The organism is Actinomadura sp. NTSP31, from assembly GCF_041951385.1.
Classification (GTDB): Bacteria; Actinomycetota; Actinomycetes; order Streptosporangiales; family Streptosporangiaceae; genus Spirillospora; species Spirillospora napierensis.
This window is the reverse complement of the sequence record NZ_JBGNUT010000016.1, coordinates 75,184-97,035: the sequence shown is the minus strand read 5'-3', so window position 1 is coordinate 97,035 and position 21,852 is coordinate 75,184. Positions and strand designations below refer to the sequence as shown.

Annotated in this window: 21 protein-coding genes; 14 read left to right on the top strand and 7 right to left on the bottom strand. The window is 72.0% G+C overall.

From position 1 onward, the window contains the following. Positions 1 to 58 precede the first annotated feature (58 nt). From purQ to ACA514_RS26330, 5 genes are read left to right on the top strand one after another with little or no spacing between them, the layout of a single operon-like run. Complete coding sequence (gene purQ, locus ACA514_RS26350; RefSeq protein ID WP_375043907.1) at positions 59 to 739, top strand: phosphoribosylformylglycinamidine synthase subunit PurQ; 681 nt, start codon at positions 59 to 61, stop codon at positions 737 to 739. Then, positions 736 to 4,125 (top strand): phosphoribosylformylglycinamidine synthase subunit PurL, encoded by a 3,390-nt coding sequence (purL, locus tag ACA514_RS26345; protein WP_375043906.1) that lies wholly within the window; start codon positions 736 to 738, stop codon positions 4,123 to 4,125. Before purQ ends, purL begins: the two co-directional genes overlap by 4 nt. Positions 4,126 to 4,175: 50 nt before the next feature. Next, positions 4,176 to 4,667, top strand: coding sequence for a GNAT family N-acetyltransferase (locus tag ACA514_RS26340; RefSeq protein ID WP_375043905.1), 492 nt, complete (start codon positions 4,176 to 4,178; stop codon positions 4,665 to 4,667). 15 nt (positions 4,668 to 4,682) lie between these two features. Beyond that, the gene (locus ACA514_RS26335) at positions 4,683 to 5,174 is read left to right on the top strand and encodes a GNAT family N-acetyltransferase (RefSeq protein WP_375043904.1); all 492 of its coding nucleotides are present in this window, start codon (positions 4,683 to 4,685) and stop codon (positions 5,172 to 5,174) included. Positions 5,175 to 5,224: 50 nt separating this feature from the next. Next, positions 5,225 to 5,497, top strand: a complete 273-nt coding sequence (locus ACA514_RS26330) for a hypothetical protein (protein WP_375043903.1) — start codon at positions 5,225 to 5,227, stop codon at positions 5,495 to 5,497. A 29-nt stretch (positions 5,498 to 5,526) separates the two neighbouring features. On the opposite strand, the gene ACA514_RS26325 is transcribed toward ACA514_RS26330, so the two are convergent. The 3 genes from ACA514_RS26325 to ACA514_RS26315 form a co-directional block, all read right to left on the bottom strand. Then, positions 5,527 to 6,492 (bottom strand): coiled-coil domain-containing protein, encoded by a 966-nt coding sequence (locus tag ACA514_RS26325; RefSeq protein WP_375043902.1) that lies wholly within the window; start codon positions 6,490 to 6,492, stop codon positions 5,527 to 5,529. Between the two features lie 168 nt (positions 6,493 to 6,660). After that, positions 6,661 to 7,827, bottom strand: a complete 1,167-nt coding sequence (locus ACA514_RS26320; protein WP_375043901.1) for a S8 family peptidase — start codon at positions 7,825 to 7,827, stop codon at positions 6,661 to 6,663. Between the two features lie 204 nt (positions 7,828 to 8,031). Beyond that, positions 8,032 to 10,044 carry a serine/threonine protein kinase gene (locus ACA514_RS26315; protein WP_375043900.1) on the bottom strand — a complete coding sequence of 671 codons (2,013 nt, stop codon included), beginning with the start codon at positions 10,042 to 10,044 and terminating at the stop codon, positions 8,032 to 8,034. Between the two features lie 196 nt (positions 10,045 to 10,240). Between ACA514_RS26315 and ACA514_RS26310 the strand changes: the two genes are divergently transcribed. Beyond that, positions 10,241 to 10,699, top strand: a complete 459-nt coding sequence (locus ACA514_RS26310) for a sterol carrier family protein (RefSeq protein WP_375043899.1) — start codon at positions 10,241 to 10,243, stop codon at positions 10,697 to 10,699. A 159-nt stretch (positions 10,700 to 10,858) separates the two neighbouring features. After that, positions 10,859 to 11,500, top strand: a complete 642-nt coding sequence (locus tag ACA514_RS26305; RefSeq protein WP_375043898.1) for a LamG domain-containing protein — start codon at positions 10,859 to 10,861, stop codon at positions 11,498 to 11,500. Here ACA514_RS26305 and ACA514_RS26300 read toward each other — a convergent pair. Next, positions 11,497 to 11,880, bottom strand: a complete 384-nt coding sequence (locus ACA514_RS26300) for a DUF4190 domain-containing protein (protein ID WP_375043897.1) — start codon at positions 11,878 to 11,880, stop codon at positions 11,497 to 11,499. The two genes, ACA514_RS26305 and ACA514_RS26300, sit on opposite strands and share 4 nt — an antisense overlap. Positions 11,881 to 12,007: 127 nt before the next feature. Here ACA514_RS26300 and purF point away from each other — a divergent pair, with 127 nt between their 5' ends. Together purF and purM are read left to right on the top strand one after the other, a co-directional pair. Then, positions 12,008 to 13,459: an amidophosphoribosyltransferase gene (gene purF, locus ACA514_RS26295; protein ID WP_375043896.1), complete on the top strand. Its 1,452-nt coding sequence runs from the start codon at positions 12,008 to 12,010 to the stop codon at positions 13,457 to 13,459. Continuing rightward, on the top strand, positions 13,456 to 14,481 hold the full coding sequence (purM, locus tag ACA514_RS26290) for a phosphoribosylformylglycinamidine cyclo-ligase (protein WP_375043895.1): 1,026 nt from the start codon (positions 13,456 to 13,458) through the stop codon (positions 14,479 to 14,481). The genes purF and purM overlap by 4 nt, the downstream gene beginning before the upstream one ends. Before the next feature lie 290 nt (positions 14,482 to 14,771). Here purM and ACA514_RS26285 read toward each other — a convergent pair whose 3' ends face one another. Beyond that, positions 14,772 to 14,978 (bottom strand): DUF3073 domain-containing protein, encoded by a 207-nt coding sequence (locus ACA514_RS26285; protein ID WP_173101388.1) that lies wholly within the window; start codon positions 14,976 to 14,978, stop codon positions 14,772 to 14,774. Between the two features lie 315 nt (positions 14,979 to 15,293). Then, positions 15,294 to 16,376: a Leu/Phe/Val dehydrogenase gene (locus ACA514_RS26280; RefSeq protein WP_375043894.1), complete on the bottom strand. Its 1,083-nt coding sequence runs from the start codon at positions 16,374 to 16,376 to the stop codon at positions 15,294 to 15,296. 97 nt (positions 16,377 to 16,473) lie between these two features. Here ACA514_RS26280 and ACA514_RS26275 point away from each other — a divergent pair, with 97 nt between their 5' ends. Both ACA514_RS26275 and bldC read left to right on the top strand, forming a co-directional pair. Next, positions 16,474 to 17,403 (top strand): hypothetical protein, encoded by a 930-nt coding sequence (locus ACA514_RS26275; RefSeq protein ID WP_375043893.1) that lies wholly within the window; start codon positions 16,474 to 16,476, stop codon positions 17,401 to 17,403. 273 nt (positions 17,404 to 17,676) lie between these two features. Continuing rightward, positions 17,677 to 17,880: a developmental transcriptional regulator BldC gene (gene bldC / locus ACA514_RS26270; protein ID WP_012850682.1), complete on the top strand. Its 204-nt coding sequence runs from the start codon at positions 17,677 to 17,679 to the stop codon at positions 17,878 to 17,880. 360 nt (positions 17,881 to 18,240) lie between these two features. On the opposite strand, the gene ACA514_RS26265 is transcribed toward bldC, so the two are convergent. Next, on the bottom strand, positions 18,241 to 18,930 hold the full coding sequence (locus ACA514_RS26265) for a TetR/AcrR family transcriptional regulator (RefSeq protein WP_344273361.1): 690 nt from the start codon (positions 18,928 to 18,930) through the stop codon (positions 18,241 to 18,243). A 404-nt stretch (positions 18,931 to 19,334) separates the two neighbouring features. On the opposite strand from ACA514_RS26265, the gene ACA514_RS26260 reads away from it, so the two are divergent. The 3 genes from ACA514_RS26260 (at position 19,335) to ACA514_RS26250 (ending at position 21,848) form a co-directional block, all read left to right on the top strand. Continuing rightward, on the top strand, positions 19,335 to 20,336 hold the full coding sequence (locus ACA514_RS26260) for a LacI family DNA-binding transcriptional regulator (RefSeq protein ID WP_375043892.1): 1,002 nt from the start codon (positions 19,335 to 19,337) through the stop codon (positions 20,334 to 20,336). Positions 20,337 to 20,595: 259 nt separating this feature from the next. Next, entirely contained in the window at positions 20,596 to 20,832 is a 237-nt protein-coding gene (locus tag ACA514_RS26255) for a hypothetical protein (RefSeq protein WP_151542608.1), read from the top strand. A 173-nt stretch (positions 20,833 to 21,005) separates the two neighbouring features. Continuing rightward, on the top strand, positions 21,006 to 21,848 hold the full coding sequence (locus tag ACA514_RS26250) for an N-acetylmuramoyl-L-alanine amidase (protein WP_375043891.1): 843 nt from the start codon (positions 21,006 to 21,008) through the stop codon (positions 21,846 to 21,848). The last annotated feature ends 4 nt before the right edge of the window (positions 21,849 to 21,852 follow it).

Below are 21,852 nucleotides of genomic sequence, written 5' to 3'. Positions count from 1 at the left end.
GATCGGCGGATGAGACCCGACCGTCCCGGCCGCACCTCATTTCGGAGGAACAGAACAGATGGACGCTGCCCGGGTGGGGGTCATCACCTTCCCTGGTTCCCTGGACGACAAGGACGCCGCGCGTGCCGTGCGGCTGGCCGGCGCCGAGCCGGTCGCGCTCTGGCACGCCGACCACGACCTGCAGGGAGTCGACGCCGTCGTGCTGCCCGGCGGGTTCTCCTATGGGGACTACCTGCGGGCGGGCGCGATCGCCAGGTTCGCACCGCTGATGTCCGAGCTGGTCGGCGCCGCCAAGGCGGGGCTGCCGGTGCTCGGCATCTGCAACGGCTTCCAGGTGCTCTGCGAGTCGCACCTGCTCCCGGGCGCGCTGCTGCCCAACGCCGGGCTGCACTTCGTCTGCCGCGACCAGCGGCTGCGCGTCGAGAACGCCGGCACCGCCTGGACCTCGGAGTACACCGAGGGCCAGGAGCTGGTGATCCCGGTCAAGAACCGGGACGGCCGCTACACCGCCGACCGCGAGACGCTGGCCGAACTGGCCGACTCCGGCCGGATCGTGGCCCGCTACCTCGACCTGAACCCCAACGGCTCCCTCGACGACATCGCCGGGATCTGCAACGAGGCCGGCAACGTGGTCGGGCTCATGCCGCACCCCGAGCACGCCGCGGAGTCGCTGACCGGCCCGTCCACCGACGGGCTCGGCTTCTTCACCTCGATCGTCAAGAGACTGGTCAACGCATGAGCGAGCAACGGCCCAACGCCTCCGGCCGCGCGGCGCGCGACGCCGCGCACGACGAGCCGTCGCTGGACTGGCTGGACGAGCTGAAGTCCGACGCCGACGACCCCGAGCTGGCGCCGGTCGACCCGGCGGTCACCCAGGCCTTCGAGAAGATCCTGGAGGAGAACCGCCCGGCCGGTTCCGGCCCCGAGCCCGCCGCGCCCGCGCCTGCCGCGCCTGCCGCGCCTGCTCCGCCCGCGCCGCCCGCGCCGCCCGCGCCGCAGGGCCCGTTCACGGGGCCGCTGCCGGTGCTGAACGACGAGCCGGCCGCCCCCGGTCCCGCCGTCGGCCCCGCGTCCGACGCCGGCGTCACCTCCGAGGACTTCGCACGCGCGCTCGCCGAGGAGGGGAGCGCCGCTCCCGCCTCGCCGTACGCCGACCCCACGCACACCGCCCCCGACCTGGGGGAGTACGCCGCGTTCCCGCCGCCGCCCGAGTCGGGCAGCGGCCCGCAGCGCGTCGCCGGCCCCGGGACCGGTCCCCAGCCCGCCATCGGCTCCGGCCCCGGCCCGCAGGGCCCGCCGCCCGGCGCCTGGACGGGCCCCGGCACGGGCCCGCAGCCCGCCGTGAACCCGAACACCGGCCCGTTCCCGCCTGTCGGCACGGGCCCGCTGCCCGCGATCGGCTCGGGGACGGGTCCGCAGCCCGCGGTCAACCCGAACACGGGCCCGCTCCCGCCTGTCGGCACCGGCCCGCTGCCCGCGATCGGCTCCAGCACCGGCCCGCAGCCTCCCGTCGGCCCCGGCACCGGCCCGCTCCCGCGCGTCGGCACCGGCTCGTTCCCCGCGATCGGCTCCGGCACCGGCCCGCAGCCCCCCGTCGGCTCCAGCACCGGGCCGCAGCCCCCCATCGGCCCCGGCACGGGCCCGCAGCCCGCCGTCGGACGTGGCACGGGTCCCCAGCCGGCGATCGGCTCGGGCACCGGCCCGCAGCCCGCCGTCGGGCCCGGCACCGGGCCGCAGCCCGCGGTCGGCGGGCCGAACACCGGCCCGCAGCACGCCATCGGGTCCGGGACGGGCCCGCAGCCCGCCGTCGGCGGCGGCGCCCGGCTCGCGATCGAGTCGTCCGCCAACGCCGCCGCGGGCACCGACACCGTGGCCATCGCCGCCGCCTCGCCCGACCGCCCGCAGCCGTACGTCGAGCTGGGCATGAACGACGAGGAGTACCAGCGCGTCCGGCACATCCTCGGCCGCCGCCCCACCTCCGCCGAGCTGGCGATCTACTCGGTGATGTGGAGCGAGCACTGCTCCTACAAGAGCTCCAAGGTGCACCTGCGGCAGTTCGGCGACAAGGCCCCCAAGACCGACAAGCTGCTGGTCGGGATGGGGGAGAACGCCGGCGTCGTCGACATCGGCCAGGGCTGGGCGGTCACCTTCAAGGTCGAGTCGCACAACCACCCGTCCTACGTGGAGCCGTACCAGGGCGCCGCGACCGGCGTCGGCGGGATCGTCCGCGACATCATGTCGATGGGCGCCCGGCCGATCGCCGTCATGGACTCCCTCCGGTTCGGCCCGGCCGACGCCCCCGACACCCAGCGCGTCCTGCCCGGCGTCGTCGCCGGCGTGGGCGGCTACGGCAACTCCCTCGGCCTGCCGAACATCGGCGGCGAGACCGTCTTCGACGCCTGCTACGAGGGAAACCCGCTGGTCAACGCCCTGTGCGTGGGCGTGATGAAGCACGAGGACATCCAGCGCGCCGTGGCCCCCGGCCCCGGCAACAAGGTGATCCTCTTCGGCGCCCTCACCGGCCCGGACGGCATCGGCGGCGCGTCCGTCCTGGCGTCCGCGACCTTCGACGAGGAGTCGCACACCAAGCGCCCGTCGGTCCAGGTCGGCGACCCGTTCATGGAGAAGCTGCTCATCGAGTGCTGCCTGGAGCTGTTCCGCGAGGACCTCGTGGTCGGCATCCAGGACCTCGGCGCCGCCGGCGTCTCGTGCGCGACGACGGAGCTGGCCGCCGCCGGCACCGGCGGCATGCACGTCGACCTCGACGCCGTCCCGCTGCGCGACGCGACGCTGCGCCCTGAGGAGATCCTCATGAGCGAGTCGCAGGAGCGCATGATGGCGGTCGTGTCGCCCGACAAGGTCGACCGCTTCATGGAGATCTGCCGCCGCTGGGAGATCCCCGCCACCGTCATCGGCCAGGTCACCGACACCCGCCGGCTCGTCATGACCTGGCGCGGCGAGACGATCGTCGACATCCCGCCGGTCACCGCCGCCGACGAGGGCCCGGTCTACGAGCGGCCCCTCGCGCCCCCCGCGGACCTCGGCTCCCTGCAGTCCGACACCCCGGGCCGGCTGACCCGCCCGTCCAACGGCGACGAGCTGCGCCGCACCGTCCTGTGGCTCGCCGGCTCGCCGAACCTGGCGAGCAAGACGTGGGTGACCTCGCAGTACGACCGGTACGTGCTGGGCAACACCGTCCTCGCGATGCCGGAGAACGCGGGTGTCGTCCGGATCGACGACGAGTCGGGCCTCGGCATCTCCCTCTCGCTGGACGGCAACGGCCGCTACACCCGGCTCGACCCGTACGCGGGCGCCCAGCTGGCCCTCTCCGAGGCGTACCGCAACGTGTCCGCCACCGGCGCCCGGCCCCTCGCCGTGACGAACTGCCTGAACTTCGGCTCCCCGGAGGACCCGGGCGTCATGTGGCAGTTCTCCCGCGCCGTCGAGGGCCTCGCCGACGCCTGCCAGTACCTCGGCATCCCGGTGACCGGCGGAAACGTCAGCTTCTACAACCAGACCGGCACCACGCCGATCAACCCGACCCCGGTCATCGGCGTCCTCGGCGTCCACGACGACGTCCGCCGCCGCGTGAACATGGCGCTCACCTCCGACGGCGCCACGATCGCGCTGCTCGGCGAGACCCGCGAGGAGTTCGGCGGCTCGGAATGGGCGCACGTCGTCTACAACCACCTGGGCGGCCTGCCGCCGCTGGTCGACCTCAAGGCGGAGGCGGCCCTGGCCTCGGTCATGGTCACCGCGATCCGCGAGGGCCTGCTGACGGCCGTCCACGACCTGTCGGACGGCGGCCTGTCGCAGACCCTGGTGGAGTCCTGCCTGCGCGGCGGCCTCGGCGCCCGGATCACCCTGCCCGGCGACCCGTTCGTCACGCTGTTCAGCGAGTCGGTGGCCCGCGCCGTGGTCGCGATCCGTCCCGGCGGCGAGGCCCGCGTGGCGGCCCTGTGCGAGTCGGCGGGCGTCCCGGTCACCCAGATCGGCGTCGCCGGCGGCGACTCGCTCAACGTCACCGGCCGCGGCCCCGAGGGCGACCAGCAGGAACTCTTCACCATCCCGCTGGCCGAACTCCGCGAGGCCAACGAGCGCATGCTCCCCAGCTACGCCAGCTGAGCCACAGAAGGGGCGTCCCCGTTCGCGGGGACGCCCTCTCTAATGGACGCATGCCCCATGCGATCCGAACCGCCACCAGGGCCGACGCTCCCGCAATAGCCCACCTGCACCTGTCCTCCTACCGAGCCGCCTATCGCGGCCTCCTCCCAGACGACTTCCTCGCCGCCTACAACCTCGCCGAACGCGAGCGCCGCTGGAGCGAAAGCCTCCGCGACCCGACCCGCACCACCTTCGTCACAGCACCCGCCATTGTCGCTTTCGCCGAGATCGGCCCATCCCGGGACGCCCCCGACATGGGCGAACTGATGGCCCTGCACGTGGCCGAGCCGTACTGGCGCCACGGAGTCGGCGCCGCACTCCACGCTCACGCCGTCAACGCCCTCAAAGCCGCCGGCTTCCCAACCGCCGTGCTCTGGGTCCTCAACGGCAACCAGCGAGCCTGCGCCTTCTACGAGAAGACCGGCTGGACCTCCACCGGCGAAACGCGCCACCGCGCCCTCCGCGGCACCGAAGTCACCGAACTCCGCTACCGCCTCCAATGATCGTAACCTGGATGCGTGCAGGAGACCGTGACCCATGTGGAAATGACCGATCGTGACCAGCTGAACGCGGCCACCCCGGTGCAGGGCCTGGCTCTCGAGCCCCTCGACCGGACCTCGCCGCTGGTCCCCGACATCCTGGCCAGGGTCGGCACCCCCTACGGCTGGAAAAGCTCCCGCCGCACCCCCGAAGAATGGCAATCCTGGCTCACCGAGAACCCCCGCCGGACATTCACACTGGTGACCTTCGAAAGCGAACCGGCCGGCATAGTCGCCTACGACCCCCAGGACCACGAGGTCGAGATCAAGAGCTTCGGCCTGCTCCCCGACTTCGTCGGCAAGGGCCTCGGTGGCTACGCGCTGACGCTCGGAATCCAGCACGCCTGGGAACTGTCGCCCACGGCCCGAAGGGTGTGGCTGCACACCTCCTCGCTCGACCACCCCAACGCCCTGCCGAACTACCACCGCCGCGGTTTCCGCACCTACAAAACCGAAACCCTCCACCCCTGACCAAGCCCGCCCTTCCCACCCACGGTCAGGACTTGGGATACTCCCGGCCCATGGTGCTCCTGCTGTCCAACTCCATCGCGCAAACAAGAACCGTCCGCCTCCGCGACCTCGAAAACGCCCCGAACGTCCTCGACGGCTACCCGCACAAATACGTGGTCATCACGCACAAAGCACGGTGGAGGCGTGCCCGCAAGATCCCGCAGTTCTGCTCAGCGGTCGAGCACCTGGAGCCAAAAGGCTGGGAGCCAGTGTCCTGGAACCTCGGCACCCGCCGCTCCACCGTCATCCTCCGCCGCCGCGCCCCATCCCCGGACACGGAATAAGCCCGTCCTTTACCCGGAACCGAAGACGGTTAGAAGACGGAGATGTGGACGTGGTCGAAGTGGTTGGCGGTTACGCCGCCGCGGTTCTCCATCATGCGCCAGCCGGGGCTGCGGAGGTCGTAGATGCGCTGGCGCCAGATGATGTACTTGATGCCGAGGGCGCTCGCGTGCGCGATGGCGTAGGCGGCGGTGGCGTCGCCGTGGGCCTTGGCGGAGCCGGTGGCCATGACGCCGCCGGTGGTGACCATGAAGTCGCAGGCGTGGCCGGTGCCGTGGTCCTGCGGGTCGCCGGTGGTGCGGACGCAGCCGATCGTGGGGAAGGGGCCCTCTTCCTGGTCGATGACGGTCTTGACGTTCATCATGCGCGGGGTGACGCCGCCCATGCCGACGCTCGGTGACTGCGGCTTGTACTTCTTGACCAGGGTCTCGATGCGCTTCTTCTGCGCGGAGAGGTCCTTGATCTCCTTCTGCAGCTCGCTGATCTTCTGCTGGGCCTGCGTGCGGGCCTTGGCCTGCTCGTCGACGAGCTTGCCGATCTGCGCGACCTTCGCGGACTTGTTCTGCGAGAGGTGCTCGATCAGCGTGTAGCCGCTCAGCATGTCGGACGGATCGCCGCTGGCCAGCATGGAGATGGTGGGGCCCTGGCCGTCCGTCATGTACTGGGTGGCGGCCATCTGCGCGACGAGGGAGCGGGCGTCGTTGAGGTCGCCCTGCAGGCTCGAGGACTTCTGCAGCGCCTTCTTGGCGGCGTACTGGGCGTCCCGCAGCTTGGCGAGGTCGCCGCCGTAGGCCTTGTCGAGCTTGCTGATCTGGGCGTTGAGCTTGGCGAACTTGCCGCTGTCGCCGGGGTCGGACGGCAGGGCGGGAAGGGCGGGCGCGGCGGGCTGTGCGGCGGCGGAGTGGGCGGTGGCGCCGGCCAGCGGCAGGGCGACGGCCAGGACCGCCACGGCGGCGCGCCGGGTTCGTCTCCGGAGGGTGGAGGTGGGGGACTCCACGTCTGCTCCTCTCCGGCCGGACCCGGGGGCGCCCGGCCGAAACGCCAACGGACGGCAAAGCGCCGTCCTTGTCCTCGCCAAGGGTAAACGGCTGTGACCCCTGGGACGGTTCAACATCCGAGAAAGCCCGGCCCCCCCTTCGGGGAGCCGGGCCATCCTACGGGAGGTTCACAGGTTGCTCTTGTAGAGCAGCCGGTTGGCCTGGCTGCGCATGCGGCCGAGGACGTTCTTGGTGGACGTGTTGTTCAGCCACGTCTGCACCGTCGGGAACGAGGCCTTGGGGTGCGTCTGCAGGTAGAGGGCGGCGGTGCCAGCGACGAACGGGGACGCCATGGACGTCCCGCTCTCGAGGCCGGTCGTGTTGCCGGGCAGCGTCGAGCGGATGTCGTAGCCGGGGGCGTTGATGTCCACGCACTTGCCCCAGTTGGAGAAGGTGGCGCGGTTGTCGTAGGACGTGGTGGCGCCGACGGTCATGACCCAGCTCGCCGAGGACGGCGAGAAGTTGCAGGCGTCCTTGTTGTCGTTGCCCGCGGCGACGGAGACGAAGACGCCGGACTTGGACAGGTTCATGACGGCGGTGTTGAGCGCCGCGGACTTCGGGCCGCCGATCGACAGGTTCGCGACGGACGGCTTGGCGGCGTTGGTGCGCAGCCAGTTCACGGCGGCGACGATGTCGGACACGTAGCCCGAGCCGTCGCAGTCGAGGACGCGCAGGGCCCGCAGCTTGACGCCCTTGGCGACGCCGTAGGTCTTGGAGCCGATGATGCCGGCGACGTGCGTGCCGTGGCCGTTGCAGTCGGCGCCGCTGCCGTTGTAGCGGGGCGCGACCCACGAGACGGCGGCGCGGCCGCCGAACTCGGTGTTGCCGACGGCGAGGCCGGTGTCGATCACGTAGGCGGTGACGCCGTTGGCGAGCGCGTTGTAGCTGTAGGTCTTCGACAGCGGGCGCTTGCGCTGGTCGATGCGGTCCAGGCCCCAGGGCGCCGACTTCTCGGTGCCCTGGGCCTTGACGATCTGGTCCTGCTCGATGGCGGCGACGCGGCTGTCGTGGCGCAGCTTGTTGAGCTGGTCGCCGGTGAGCCGCGCGGCGAAGCCGTTGAGCGCGCCGTCGAAGCGCTGGGCGCCGGCGGCCTTGACCTTCTCGGCGGCCGCGGCGGCGGACGCGCCGTTCTTCATGGTGACGATGTACTGGCCGGGCACGGGGGTGCCCTCGGCCGCGGTCACCTTGACGAGGGAGGGGGAAGAGGAGTCCGCGAGGACGGGGAAGGCGGCGGCGCCGCCGATGCTCGCCGCGACGACGCCTGCCAGCAACAGCCTCCGGTGGACAGCCCGCAAGGCTTGGCTCCTTTTTGCCGGGGGGCCGCGGTCACGGCGGCCCGTCAGAAGATCGAGGAATTCGATCGAGGGCAAACCATAGCGGAACTATGCCGATATTTGCCGTCAAAGCGGACGTGTCAGTCGTGCCGACAAACGGCCGGAGTCGGCCGTCAACCGGAAGCGGCCGTCAGGAGACGGTTCCGATCCCGTCGCGGACCCGGCTCAGCCGCGCGACAGCTTCCCCGAGTAGGCGAGGGCGGTGCCCGGCCTGCTCCAGGAGTACCGGAGCGTCCCGTCCGGCTGCCGCTCGATCTTCACCGTCCCCGACGTGCAGGGCGCCGGGATGGCCAGGTCCATGGTCAGGGCGCTCTGCGTGCTCTCCTTCTTGAGCGTCAGCGTCCCGGTGCAGTTCTCCCGCGGGTACACCGCGCGGGCGGTGGTGGCGCCGGTCTGGAACGTGACCTCGATGGGGAAGGACGCGTGCTGCGCGCTGTTCACCGCCGTGCCCTTCCACGTGCCCGCGAACGGCCCCGGGACCGTGCTCACCGGCTGGTTGGCGGCCGTGTTGTTCTGGTTCGCGGGCGGGCCGCCGTCGTCGTCCTTCAACTGCGGCCACAGCACCAGCACGATGATGGCGATGCCGACGCCGACGCCGATGACCAGGGACAGCGCGACGCCCAGCACGTGGTTGCTGGGACGGCGCATCCTGCCGAAGGCCGGGAGCGCCGTCCCCTTCCGCGCGCCGCCGCCCTGGTCCGCCCGGAGCCCGGGGATGAAGTGCGACGCCGTGGTCTCGTCCGGCCGCTGCGGCATGTCGAGGGCGTCGAACGTGGCGGTCGGCGCGGGCTCGGGGTGGTCGGCGTGGTCGGGGACGGCGCTCAAGGTGGCGGTCGCGTCCGCCGACGGCGCGACCACGTTGAAAGTGGTGGTCGCCTCGAAGGCGGACGGGTCGAGCTCCGGCGCGGACGGTGCCGGGGCGTCCGGCTCGGGGCTCTGCTTCTCCTTGCCCAGGGGAGAGGAGGGCAGGAACCGTGAGAGCTTCCGGAAAGGACGCGACGGCGGCGGACTGAACGCGTGCCGCGCCGGCCCGGGGGAGAGCGGCATGTTGCCAGGAGGCGGCGGCCCGAATGGCGGCTGCTGCTGCGGTGCATGCGGAGGCCCACCAACATGCCCACCCAGAGGCACGCTCACAGGCGGTCCCATAGGCGGTCCCATGGGGGGTCCCATAGGCGGCCCCATGGGAGGAGGCGCCGATGGCGGCGGTCCTGTCGGGACACCGAGGGGCGGCCCTTGCACTGGTGGCGGCGCAGGCTGCCCCATGGGCGGGGAAGCGGGCCGAGGCGGCGCGGTGGGAGACACGGCGCCGGTGGCCAGTGCACGGCCTTCGACCACCATGGACGCGGGCATACGACTCGCGAGCGGGTTGGCCTCGTCCAGGAGCCGTCCGAGCACCTGCTTGGCGGTGGGCCGTGCGGCGGGGTCCTTGGCGAACGCGTCCCGCATCACGTCGTGTAGAGCTGCGGGCATTTCAGACAGGTCCGGGTCCTCGTAGATGATGCGCTGCATCACCTCTGAAGGAGAGCCGTCGCCGAAGGGTGCTTTGCCCGTTGCCGCGAACACCATGGTGGCGGCCCACGCGAACACGTCGGCGGCAGGCCCGATGCCGCTGCCGCCGAGTTGCTCCGGCGCCTTGTAGGCGGGGTCTTCGGTGATGCGTCCGGTGGGTGCGGCGTTAACGGCTTCCAAGGCGCGCGCTATGCCGAAGTCCGCCATCCGGGGCCCGTCCCTGCCCAGCAGGACGTTCCCGGGCTTCAGCCCATGGTGGACGGCGCCCGCCCGGTGCACGGCGGCGAGCGCGATGGCCGTACCGACGGCGAGACGCTCCACCACGGCGCCGCCCCGCTTGCCCTCCTCGTCCACGAGCTGCTGCAGGGACGGGCCGTCCACCCATTCGCTCACCACGTACGGGCGGTCGCCCTCCACATCGGCGCTCACGATCCCGGCCGTGCAGAAGCCGGACACCTTCTGCGCGGACGCGAAGGCGTTGGCGAACCGGGAACGGGCCACGGGCTCGCCGCTCAGCCGGACGTGCAGCAGCTTCACCGCGACGAGGCCGCCGGCCGGGTCCCTGCCGAGGAAGACGGCGCCCTGCTCGCCGACGCCCAGCCGGCCCGTGACCTCGTACGAGCCGAGCCGTCGCGGGTCACCGGGCTGCAGGGGCAGCGCCTCGGGCATCTGACGAACCTCCGTGTCCTCCGGGGACCGCGTCCCCGGCCTCCCCGTTCCCTTCACTCCCCCATGCCTGCACCGGGGTCCATTTTTACCGCCTGTGCGGCGTTCGAGCGTCATCGGCGGCCGAGCGCCCCCGCCGGACCGTGGCCCGGCGGGCGTCCGCGCTCCCACCGGCCGCGACCCGGTAGCGTCTGGAACGATGCCGCGAACACCGCTTTCCACCGCCGTGCTGGACGAGCAGCGCGCCGCCGTGGGCCTGCCGCCCTACACCGGCCCGGACGAGCCCGCCGCGCTGCGCCGGGCGGCCCTGCAGACCGTGCTGGCGGCCCTGGACGCGGGCCGGGCCGCGGACGGGGCCGGCGGCGCGTCCCGGCCGGTCGTCCGGGGCGCCGTCCGGTTCCTGCTGGACCGGCTCGCGGAGCTGGCGCCCGGCCGGTCGGTGGAGGTGCGCGTCCCTCCGCACGCCGCCGTGCAGTGCATCGACGGCCCGCACCATACCCGGGGAACACCGCCGAATGTGGTGGAGATGGACGCCGAGACCTGGATCGAGCTGGCGACCGGGCGGCTGAGCTGGGCGGACGCCCTGGCCGGCGGGCGGGTCCGGGCCAGCGGGTCCCGTGCGGATATTTCCGGCCATCTCCCGATCCCGCTTGATTGATCCGGCTTCCTGGCGCTGACCTGCGGTATTGGACGCAGAGTCCCATTCGAGGCCGATCTGTGCCGGCCGGGGTCTTGCCTGGGGCGCCGGGCGCTGCGAGCGTGGAGGCCGGCCATCGGGGCACCGCATGGGCGTGACGCCGTGCAGGAGGGTGGACCCGTGCTCGTTGCGCATTGGACGTTCGACGTCGAGACCGTGGACGGCCGCCGGGTGGCGGACGCCGCCGGAGGCGGGCCCGTCGCCGAACTCAACGAAACCGCCCAGATCGTCCCGGGACGGGACGGGGAGGCGCTGAGCCTGGACGGGCGCGGCCGGGCGCTGATCCCCGCGATGCCGCAGCTCGTCCTGAGCCAGGTGTTCGGGTTCAGCGTGGCGTTCTTCGTCCAGGTGGTGGAGGACCCGACCGGGGAGTGGCGCAGCCTGCTCTACAAGCCGGTGGCCGAGCACGACGCGCGCGCGCTCGGCATGTGGCTCTACCCGGACGAGATGCGCATGCGCGTGCAGCTGTTCACCGTCAAGGGCCCGGAGTACGTGGACAGTCACGCCAGACTGACCCCTGGGGAGTGGACCCACGTCGCCTTCGTCGTGGATCCCGAGGGGATGTTCCTCTACATCAACGGCCGTCTCGACGTCGGCTTGTCACTGGAGCACCCCGTCGTGACGCCCGCCGGCCCCATCTACCTGGGGAGCGAACCCACCAAGCCCGGCTTCGGCGGGCTGATGGACGATTTCCGCGTGTACGCATCCGCGCTCAACGCCGAGGCCGTGGTCGCACTGGCCGGCCAAGAGGAACCGGGCTAGAAGCCCGTTGAGGCGCCCGAAGTCTCCCGGACGAACGGGAACTCGTGCTCCACGCACCCCTGGCGCGCCGCGTCGTTCGGGTAGCGGGACGTGTCCCCACACGTGGCGGCTTTACTCAGCAGCCAGAACAGGGCCAGGGCGCCCAGTACGACGGCGACGCTGCAGCAGATGATTCCCGCCACAGCGGGCCGGCGCTCGGAGTGGCCCCGGACGAGCGCCACCGTCCCCAGGACGAGCCCCACGAGCGCCGGTATGAGCCCGAGAAGGCACAGGGCCAGCCCCGGCAGCCCGACGATGCCGAGCACCAGGGAGGCCCGTGCCAGCCCGCTCCGCCGGGGCGGAGCCGGAGGCGAATAGGTCTGGTACCCAGGCAGCGTCATACGTTCCTCCACGTGTCGGTCACCAGATTTGCGCGCGGACCCTGAAGCCCGTGCTCGCGGGGAGTAAAGGTCGGTTAAGGAGATCCACCGATCCGAGCAGGTGAAGGGGGCATCTAGACTGACGGGTGTGCCTCTCCGTGATGGACGTCTGAGCCACGAAATCGATCCCTCCGACCGCCCCCCGCAGGACGCCTGCGGTGTTTTCGGCGTCTGGGTCCCCGCGGACCAGGCGCCGAAGGCGGAAGTGAGCAAGCTCACCTACTACGGCCTGTACGCGCTCCAGCACCGCGGGCAGGAGTCGGCGGGCATCGCCGTGAGCGACGGCTCCCGGATCGTCGTCTACAAGGACATGGGGCTGGTCGCCCAGGTCTTCGACGAGTCGGTGCTGAACACCCTGCGGGGCCATATCGCCGTGGGCCACTGCCGCTACTCCACGACCGGCTCGCCGACGTGGGAGAACGCGCAGCCCACGTTCCGCTCGACCGACCACGGCGGGCTGGCCCTGGTGCACAACGGCAACCTGATCAACACCCCGGACCTGGCCGCGCGGCTGGAACCGGGCGTGCTGACCGCCACGACCGACACCGAGGTCCTGACCGCGCTGCTGGCCACCCGCGAGGGCGGCCCGCTCGCGGCGGCGCGTGAGGTGCTCCCGGTGACGCGCGGCGCGTACTGCCTCGTCTTCATGGACGAGGGGGTCCTGTACGCGGCCCGCGACCCCGAGGGCATCCACCCGCTGGTGCTCGGCTCGCTGGAGGACGGCGGCTGGGTGGTCGCGTCCGAGTCCGCCGGCCTCGACATCGTCGGCGCCCGGTTCGTCCGGGAGATCGAGCCCGGCGAGCTGGTCGCGATCGACGGCGACGGCGTCCGCTCCGAGCGGTTCGCCGAGAGCCGGCCGAAGGGCTGCCTGTTCGAGTACGTGTACCTGGCCAGGCCCGACACCGCGATCGCCGGGCGCAGCGTCCAGGCGACCCGGGTGGAGGTCGGCCGCCGGCTGGCCCGCGAGCACCCCGTCGAGGCCGACATGGTCATCCCGACGCCGGAGTCGGGAACGCCGGCCGCGATCGGCTACGCCGAGGCGTCCGGCATCCCCTACGGCCAGGGCCTGGTGAAGAACTCCTACGTCGGCCGGACGTTCATCCAGCCGTCGCAGACGATCCGCCAGCTCGGCATCCGGCTGAAGCTGAACCCCCTCCGCGAGGCGATCGAGGGCAAGCGCCTGGTGGTGGTGGACGACTCGATCGTGCGCGGCAACACCCAGCGGGCGATCGTGGCGATGCTGCGGGACGCGGGAGCCAAGGAGATCCATGTCCGCATCTCCAGCCCGCCCGTGTCGTGGCCGTGCTTCTACGGCATCGACTTCGCCACCCGGGCCGAGCTGATCGCCGGCAACCTCGCGGTGGAGGAGATCCGCGACTCCATCGGCGCCGACTCCCTCGGCTACATCTCGCTGGACGAGCTGATCTCCGCGTCGCGGGTCCCCAAGGACAACCTGTGCCGGGCGTGCTTCGACGGCGTCTACCCCATCCCGGTGGAGGACGCCGCCCGCGGCAAGCACCTCCTGGAGGTCATCCGATGACCTCCTACGAGGCCGCCGGTGTGGACATCGCGGCGGGCGAGCGCGCCGTCGAGCTGATGAAGTCGCGCGTGGCGCGCGCGCGGCGTCCCGAGGTCGTGGACGACGCCAGCGGCTTCGCGGGCCTCTTCGACGCCTCGGCCCTGCTGCGCTACAAGCGGCCCCTGCTGGCGACGTCCACGGACGGCGTCGGTACCAAGGTCGACCTGGCGCGGCGCCTCGGCGTCTACGACACGGTGGGGCACGACCTCGTCGGCATGGTCATCGACGACCTCGCCGTATGCGGCGCCGAACCGCTGTTCATGACGGACTACATCGCCTGCGGCAAGGTCGTGCCGGAACGCATCGCCGACATCGTCGGCGGCATCGCGGACGGCTGCGCGCTGGCCGGCTGCGCCCTGGTGGGCGGCGAGACCGCCGAGCACCCGGGACTGCTGGAGGCCGACGAGTTCGACATCGCCGGTGCCGGGACGGGCGTGGTGGAGGCCGGCGAGCTGCTGGGGCCCGAGCGCGTCCGGCCCGGGGACGCGGTCATCGCCATGGCGTCGTCCGGTATCCACTCCAACGGGTACTCGCTCGTGCGCCACATCCTGGCCACGTCCGATCTCACGCTGGAGTCGCAGCCGGCGGAGCTGGACCGGCCGCTCGGTGAGGAACTCCTCACACCGACCCGCATCTACGCGCAGGACTGCCTGGCCCTGACGCGGACCGGGGACGTCCGCGCGTTCGCCCACATCACCGGCGGCGGGCTCGCGGCGAACCTGGCGCGGTCCCTGCCGCCGTCCGTGGACGCCGTGCTGCGCCGCTCGTCGTGGGAGGTCCCGGCGGTGTTCCGGGTCCTGCAAGGCCACGGGGACGTGCCGCAGGCGGAGATGGACAAGACGTTCAACCTGGGCGTGGGCATGGCCGCCATCGTCGCCCCGGAGGCCGCCGACGAGGCGCTGCGGCTGCTGGCGTCGCGCGGCGTGCCCGCCTGGAACCTCGGCGAGATCACCGAGGGCACCGGCCAGGCCGTGCTCGCCTGAACCGATGCTCACCTGATCGGGTGCTCGCCCGCCCCGATGTTCGCCTGATCGCCTGATCGCCGCGCCCGCCGGACGTCCCTGGAGACGGCCGGTCGGCGCGCGGCGCGAAACGCTGAGCGCGGCACCGGCGCGCCCCGGGGACCGGTGGGTCCCCTGATGCGGCCGGGACGCCGAACGAGGCCTCAGGGCGCCCTGAGGGGCGCCGAAAGGCGGAGATCCGATGGCGAACGGGTGCCTACCGAACGAACGCCACCGCCCGCGCGAGCGGGCAGTGGCGTCTCGTCAGCCGGTCAACCGGAGGTGCCGTCCTTGCGCTCCTCGGTCCCGTAGTCATCGGCGTAGTCGGCGTACTTCTCGGCGAGCTCATCGTAGGAGTCGTCACCGGAGTCGTTGACCCCGAGTTCGTGCTTCAGGCGGTCGAGGTCTGTACCGCCGCTGTTGTACTTGAGCTGGCGGGCAACCTTTACCTGCTTGGCCTTGGCTCGGCCGCGACCCATTGGCTCGACCCCCTCGATGGTCAGGGCTTTCGTGGGCCCATCAACGCGCGCGTGTACCACACGAACCGGTGCCTGATGAGCCATGCGTCAGTCACGGATACAACCGTACCCGTTTTGCGCCCGGCTCGGTACATCGACGGTACGTGGCGGCGCTCCTGTTCGGAGAACCACAGTGTATCGGGTGGTCAGGAGTGCGTCGCAGGGTCATGCCGGTAGCCGTTCCGCGCGTTTCGGCGACGCTGAGCGACGGTCCGGTCACGCCGGAGCCGCGGCGGGCGGGTGGGGGGCCCCGCGGCGGCCGGGGTGAGCGTTCGCTCAGAGGAGGATGCCGCGCAGCCGGCCGATCTCCGACATCCGCCGCTCGGCGAGCCGGTCGGCCGCCACCGCCGGCGGGACGCCCTCGTCGGCGGCGAGCGCGAAGATCTTCCGGGTCGTGTCGTAGATCCCCGCGGCGCGCGCCTTGGCGCGGTCGAAGTTGAAGCCCTCGATCTCGTCCGCGACCTGGATCACGCCGCCGGAGTTGACCACGTAGTCCGGCGCGTACAGCACGTCGCGGTCGGCGAGGCGCTTCTCTATGCCGGAGTGGGCGAGCTGGTTGTTGGCCGCACCGCAGACGATCTTGGCCGTCAGCACCGGCACCGTGTCGTCGTTCAGGGAGCCGCCGAGCGCACACGGCGCGTACACGTCCAGCTCGGTGCGGACCATCTCGTCCTTGTCCGCGACGACGCCGACCTCCGGGTGCAGTGCCTGGACGCGTTCGACGGCCGCCTCGCTGACGTCGCAGACGACCACGTCCGCGCCGTCCTCCCGCAGGTGCTCCACCAGCCTGTGGCCCACCTTGCCGACGCCCTCCACACCGACCCTCTTGCCGCGCAGCGAAGGCGTGCCCCACAAGGTCTCCGCGGCGGCGCGCATGCCCTGGAAGACGCCGAACGCGGTCAGGATGGACGAGTCGCCCGCGCCGCCGTGCGCGACGGTCCGTCCGGTGACGAACCGGCACTCCCGTGCCACCACGTCCATGTCCTCACTGAACGTACCGACGTCGCACGCCGTGTAGTAGCGGCCGTTCAGCGACTGGACGAACCGTCCGTACGCGCGCAGGAGAGCCTCGGACTTGTCCTGGGCGGGGTCGCCGATGATGACGGCCTTGCCGCCGCCGAGGTCCAGCCCCGCCATGGCGTTCTTGTACGCCATGCCGCGGGACAGGTTCAGCACGTCGGTGAGCGCCTCCTCCTCCGACCCGTAGGGGTAGAAGCGGGTGCCGCCGAGCGAGGGGCCGAGCGCGGTGGAGTAGATCGCGATGATCGCGCGCAGGCCGCTCGCCTCGTCCTGGCAGAAGACGACCTGCTCGTGTCGGGGCTCTGTGCCCTTGTGGGGCGACCCGAAGACATTAGGCACGGTAGTGCCCTCCTCTCTGTCTGCAGATCAGACTAAGGGTCGCCGGTATGGCGTGTTCGCGGCATCTTTCCGTCCGGTCTCGTGTCACGATGCGGTGGTGTTTCCGTACGCGGCGTACCTACGGGTATATGAACCGGTGACCGCCTTCCCGGAGCCCGCGCGGACCCTGTGGACGGCCTACGCCGACTCCAGGCGGCGGCCCCGGCGGATCCACGCGCTCGGCGCCGAGCACCGCGACGCGGCCCGCCGCCTCGTCGGCGCGCCGCCGGAGGTCGCGCCGGACCGGGAAAGCCGGGACGCCTACGTCCGGCGCGTCGACGACAGGATCTACGTCTGCCCGTGGGAGACGCGGCTGCGGTCCTGGCTGGCGTTCGAGCGGTTCCGCGGCGAGCACGCGGCGGGGATCGCGGCCGCGTTCGTCCCGCCGCCGCTGGCCGAGCGCGTCGTCCGCGAGTTCGAGCAGTGGAAGCGGGCCGGCCGCGCGCTGCGGCCGCACATCCTGACCAGTACGTGGCACGTCCCGCTGGACTGGTTCGTGCCGTTCGCGCGCGGGGAGCGCTGCCTGATGCTGGGCGCGCCGGGCACCGGATACGGCGCGCCGGAGGACCCGTCCCGGGACGCGTCGCAGGAACATGCAGGTCATGGCCCTGCTACGGCGGCTCCGGCGCGTACCCTCATCTACGTCACCTCGATGGGGGAGGCGCGCCGCCGGGTCGCCGCCGCGGCACCGGTGGTGCGCGAGCACCTCGGCGACGGGTCGGGCGAGGTGTACCTGCTGTCGGCGGGCCGGCTGGAGACGCTCGCCCGGTGGCTCGGGGAGTTCCATCCCCGGGCGCTGGTGGAGCTGGACTACGGCGGCCTCGTCCACCTGCTGGACGACCGGACGCTGCAGGCGGACGAGTCGGTGGCGGAGATGGCGGTCGCCCTCACCGGGATGGAGCGCGGTGAGGTGGAGCTGACCGTCGCGATGTACAAGCGTCTCCTGGCGCGCTGGAGGCCCGTGCGGGCCCTCGAATCGGCGAACTAAAACAAATTTCCCGAATCCGCGCGCGATACGACTATACGTGTCGCTAGAATCACGCAGCGTGACCCAGGCATCACCGGACACGCGCAGCTCCCAGCCCCGGCGGGGATGTTTGCACGCAACTACCGCCAGGAACTTGCTTGTTGCGCTGAGTGGTGGCAAGGTTACACGTTGTGATGTCATAGTGGCTCTTTCGGGCCATAGGGGACATCAGTGACCGCGCGAGGATCAATCGCAGGATCGCTGTCATCGGTCCACGGAGGAGAGGCCGCAAACATGTCAGCACGTACGCCAGAGGCCGAGCCCCTGCTGACGCCGGCGGAGGTGGCGACGATGTTCCGCGTCGACCCAAAGACCGTCACGCGGTGGGCGAAGGCGGGAAAGCTCACGTCCATCCGCACGCTCGGCGGGCACCGGCGCTACCGCGAGGCGGAGGTGCGCGCGCTGCTGGCGGGCATCCCGCAGCAGCGGTCGGAGTAGCCGCTCCGGCCGGCCGGGCTCGAGCCGAGCCCTGCCGCAAGCACCCGGCCGAACAACTGGGGGGGCGGCCAGGAGGCCTCTGGACGACCTCGCGCGTGGGATTTTCGCGCGAGGACGGTGCGGCGGCCTCCTGGACGAACGGGCCGGGACCACGGTCATCCGAGAATCGCGGTCCCGGGCCGATCACCGTCCGGTCCGGATGTCCCGCTCGCGCACGCGGGCGGGACATCCTGTCTGTACGCGGGCGCCCCTGTCCGTACGCGGGTGCCCCGGGGGCCGCGGTGGTCCCGGATGACGGCGTGACGCGTGTGACCGGATGAGGTCACCGGTTCTTCCCGATGCGGAAGGACCGTCCAGCGGTCAGGCGCTCATCTCTTCCTGGGCGAGGCGGTCGAACAGCGCACCCGTCGACGGGTCGTGCCGGCCCGCCACGTTCAGCATCACCACGAGCTGGTCGACCACGAGCCGCTCCAGCTCGGGGCGGGACACGTCGCGGTTGTCCAGCCAGTCCAGGCCCGCCGTCTCGACGGCCGCCATCCACGAGCGCAGCGTGATGCGCAGGATCGGCGGCGGCGTCTCCATCTCCAGCGAGTGCAGGATCCGGTCCAGCAGGAGCTGCCGGATGCCGTCGACGATCTCCCCGACCTCCCCCGACCGGTCCGCCGGCCCGCCGCGCAGCAGCGCCGTGTAGCCGGCCGCGTGGCTCTCCACGAAGTCGAAGTAGCGTTCCAGCGAGAGCCGCAGCCGCTCCAGCGGCTTGCCCTCGGTGGGCGGCTCCAGCAGCACCGACAGCTGCTTGGCGGCGCTGCCGAGCGCCGCGAGGTACAGCTCGTACTTGCCGCCGAAGTAGTGGTAGACCAGCGCGCGCGAGGCGCCCGCGGCGGCCGCGACGTCGTCGATCGAGATGTCCTCGGGCGAGCGGGTGCTGAACAGCTGCAGCGCCGCCTGGATCAGTTCCTCTCGCCGTTCGTCCACGCTGAGCCTGCGGCGGCCTTGCCCGCCGCCCTGCCGGCTCCGCGCCTTACCGCCGGCCACCGCACGTTCTGCCACCTGCGCAGCGTATCCGAGCGCGGCGGGGGCGAACCGCCGCCGCACGCGCCCGGACGGCCTTTTCACCGGGTCGTGATCGCCCGCCGACGCCGCTGTGATCCGGAACACCACAGGCCGCAACTGGCATTGTCGTATGCCCGTTACTCACTGTTGCGACGATTCGGGGCGAAGGAGGGGCATCATGGCATCTCCTCCGCGGCGCAGGAGGCGCGCCGGCCCCCCGCGGCGCGCCGCCGCGGCAGGTCCCGCGAAGACCCTTTGAGGCATGCCTAGGCCCCCCTGGACGGAGTGCCATGTCAGCTGGTGAAGCAAGCCCCCCGCACGAGACGCCGGTGGCGGGAGAGGACGCGGTGCCCCCGCCGCGCGCCCCCGTTCCCGCGGCGCGCAGCGACGAGGGGAGGCCGGTGCCCGCGCCGAAACCGACCATCCGCAACGTCGCCGAGCGTGCCGGCGTCTCCAAGTCGCTCGTCTCGCTGGTGATGCGGGGGTCACCGCACGTGAGCGAACGGCGCCGGCAGGCGGTGCTGCAGGCGGCCCGCGAACTCGGCTACCGGCCGAACGCGGTGGCCCGCAGCCTGGTCGAGGGCCGCACCCGGCTGATCGGCGCGATCGTCGCCGACCTGCACAACCCGTTCTTCGCCGAGTTCCTGGACGGCCTGCAGGAGAGCCTGCACGGCGCCGGGCTGCGGATGCTGGTCGGCAGCGGCCGCTGGGACCCGCTGTTCGAGGCGGAGGCCGTCGAGGCGTTCCTGGAGATGCGGGTGGACGGGCTGGTGCTGCTCAGCGTCGTCCCGGAGTCGCTGAAGGAGGCCGCGGCGAGCGTCCCGGTGGTGGTCGTCGGCGAGCGCGACGTCGTCGGGGTCGACATCGTGGTGGACGACGACGAGCTGGGCGCGAGCCTCGCCGTCGACCACCTGGTCGGCCTGGGGCACCGGCGGATCGCGCACATCGAGGGGGCGCGCTCGACGACCGCGCGGTACCGGCGGGCCGGCTACGAGAAGGCCATGCACCGGCACGGGCTGAGCGAGGAGATCGTGGTCGAGCCCGGCGACTTCACCGAGGACGGCGGCTACCGCGCGGCCCGCGAGCTGCTGCGCCGCGGGCACCGACCCACCGCGATCTTCGCGCCGAACGACCTGGTCGCGACCGGCGCGCTGTCGGCGGCCGACGAGCTGGACATGTCGGTGCCCGGGCAGCTGTCGATCGTCGGCTACGACAACACGCATCTCGCCGCGATCCGGCACATCTCCCTGACCAGCGTCGACCAGCCGCGCCGGGACATGGGGAGGGTCGCCGCGGAACTGCTGACCGCGCGGATCGGCGACCCGTCCCGCGCCGCCAAGCAGAACCTCGTCGTCCCGCACCTGGTGATCCGTTCGACAACCGGCCCCGCTCCCGCCGTCTAGAGCGGCCCCTCGCGCCGCTCCAGCTCCCCTCGTGCCCGCCGCCTCCGGAGGGCCGCGCGTTCCTAGAAGTGGTGTTGCGCGGGTAAGGGGCCGGCCAAGCCTGCCGCATTCGCGGGCCCGCGCTCCCCTCGCGGCGCGTTAATGGACTCACGCCCGGCGTGGCGGGCGGGCGGCTCCGGTAGGGGGCCGCCCGGCCCGCCGCCCGTCCCGCCGGGCGGACAGGGGGTAAGGGTCGTGTCCACCCAAGGGGGTTCAGCTCGTGCGTGATCCGGAACTGGTGTCGTGCGCGCAGCGCGCGGCGAGCGAACTGGAGCAGGCGTGGTCGCAGTGGCGGCACGCGCGCGGCCTGGCCGAGCAGGTCTCGGAGTCGGTCGCCAGTTACGTCGCCCATTCGATCGACCATCCCTGGGGGCGCCCCCGCGTGGTCCTCGGCCTGGACGCCGACGAGGCGCGCGCCCTCGCGGCGCTGCTGGGCAAGGAGGACCCGCTCCTCTGACGCCCTCCTCCGACCCGCTTCACCGGCCTTCCCGGACCGGCCCGGTACGGTCGTCCCCGTTGCCCGGGTACGGCCGGAACTCGCCGCACCCGTTTCGCCGACTTCGTTTGACGAACTCCCCTCGGTGTGCAGACTGTCAGGGTCGGTAACGAAGTCATCACGGAGGACGGTCTGTGCGCATCCAACGAGGCGGCCCCGCGGTCGCCGGTCTCGCGCTGTGCTTCGGCGCCCTGGTCGCGTGCGGCGGGTCGTCCGGGGGCAAGGCGTCGCCGGCCGGTGACACCGCGGCACCGCCGACCGCGGGCGCGACGACGGGCACGTCGGCGGGCGGTCCCGCCTCGCCCAAGGGGTCCGGGGGGCGTCCGCTGGCCGGCAAGGTCATCGTGATCGACCCGGGCCACAACGGCGGCAACGCCTCCCATCCGCGCGAGATCGGCAAGCAGGTCTACGTCGGCAACGGCACCAAGGAGTGCGACACCACCGGCACCGACACCGCCGCCGGCTACTCCGAGCACGCCTTCACCTGGGACGTGTCGAACCGGCTGGCGAAGGTGCTGCGGTCCGCGGGCGCCAAGGTGACGCTGACCCGCAAGAACGACACGGGCGTCGGCCCGTGCGTGACCCAGCGCGCGGCGACCGGCAACGACGCGCACGCCGACGCGGCCATCTCCATCCACGGCGACGGCGCGGCCGCGTCCGGGCACGGGTTCCACATCATCGAGCCGCTGGCGGTCGGGAAGAACACCAGGATCGTCGCGCCGTCCGCCGAGCTCGGCACGGCGCTGCGCGACGCCTACCATTCGGGCACCGGCATCTCGTACTCCACGTACCTGGGCAACAAGGCCATCGACAGGCGCAGCGACCTCGGCGGGCTGAACATGTCGACCGTCCCGAAGGTCTTCATCGAGTGCGGCAACATGCGCAACAAGGGCGACGCCGCCAAGATGTCCAGCGCCTCCTTCCGCCAGCGCATGGCCGAGTCGTTGGCGAAGGGCTTCGAGAACTACCTGAAGTGACGGC

Bases quoted from the DNA above. Each gene is read 5' to 3' on its own strand.
- purQ (WP_375043907.1), top strand. From the start codon at position 59: ATGGACGCTGCCCGGGTGGGGGTCATCACCTTCCCTGGTTCCCTGGAC.
- purL (WP_375043906.1), top strand. From the start codon at position 736: ATGAGCGAGCAACGGCCCAACGCCTCCGGCCGCGCGGCGCGCGACGCC.
- ACA514_RS26340 (WP_375043905.1), top strand. From the start codon at position 4,176: ATGCCCCATGCGATCCGAACCGCCACCAGGGCCGACGCTCCCGCAATA.
- ACA514_RS26330 (WP_375043903.1), top strand. From the start codon at position 5,225: ATGGTGCTCCTGCTGTCCAACTCCATCGCGCAAACAAGAACCGTCCGC.
- ACA514_RS26315 (WP_375043900.1), bottom strand. From the start codon at position 10,044: ATGCCCGAGGCGCTGCCCCTGCAGCCCGGTGACCCGCGACGGCTCGGC.
- ACA514_RS26310 (WP_375043899.1), top strand. From the start codon at position 10,241: ATGCCGCGAACACCGCTTTCCACCGCCGTGCTGGACGAGCAGCGCGCC.
- ACA514_RS26300 (WP_375043897.1), bottom strand. From the start codon at position 11,880: ATGACGCTGCCTGGGTACCAGACCTATTCGCCTCCGGCTCCGCCCCGG.
- purM (WP_375043895.1), top strand. From the start codon at position 13,456: ATGACCTCCTACGAGGCCGCCGGTGTGGACATCGCGGCGGGCGAGCGC.
- ACA514_RS26285 (WP_173101388.1), bottom strand. From the start codon at position 14,978: ATGGGTCGCGGCCGAGCCAAGGCCAAGCAGGTAAAGGTTGCCCGCCAG.
- bldC (WP_012850682.1), top strand. From the start codon at position 17,677: ATGTCAGCACGTACGCCAGAGGCCGAGCCCCTGCTGACGCCGGCGGAG.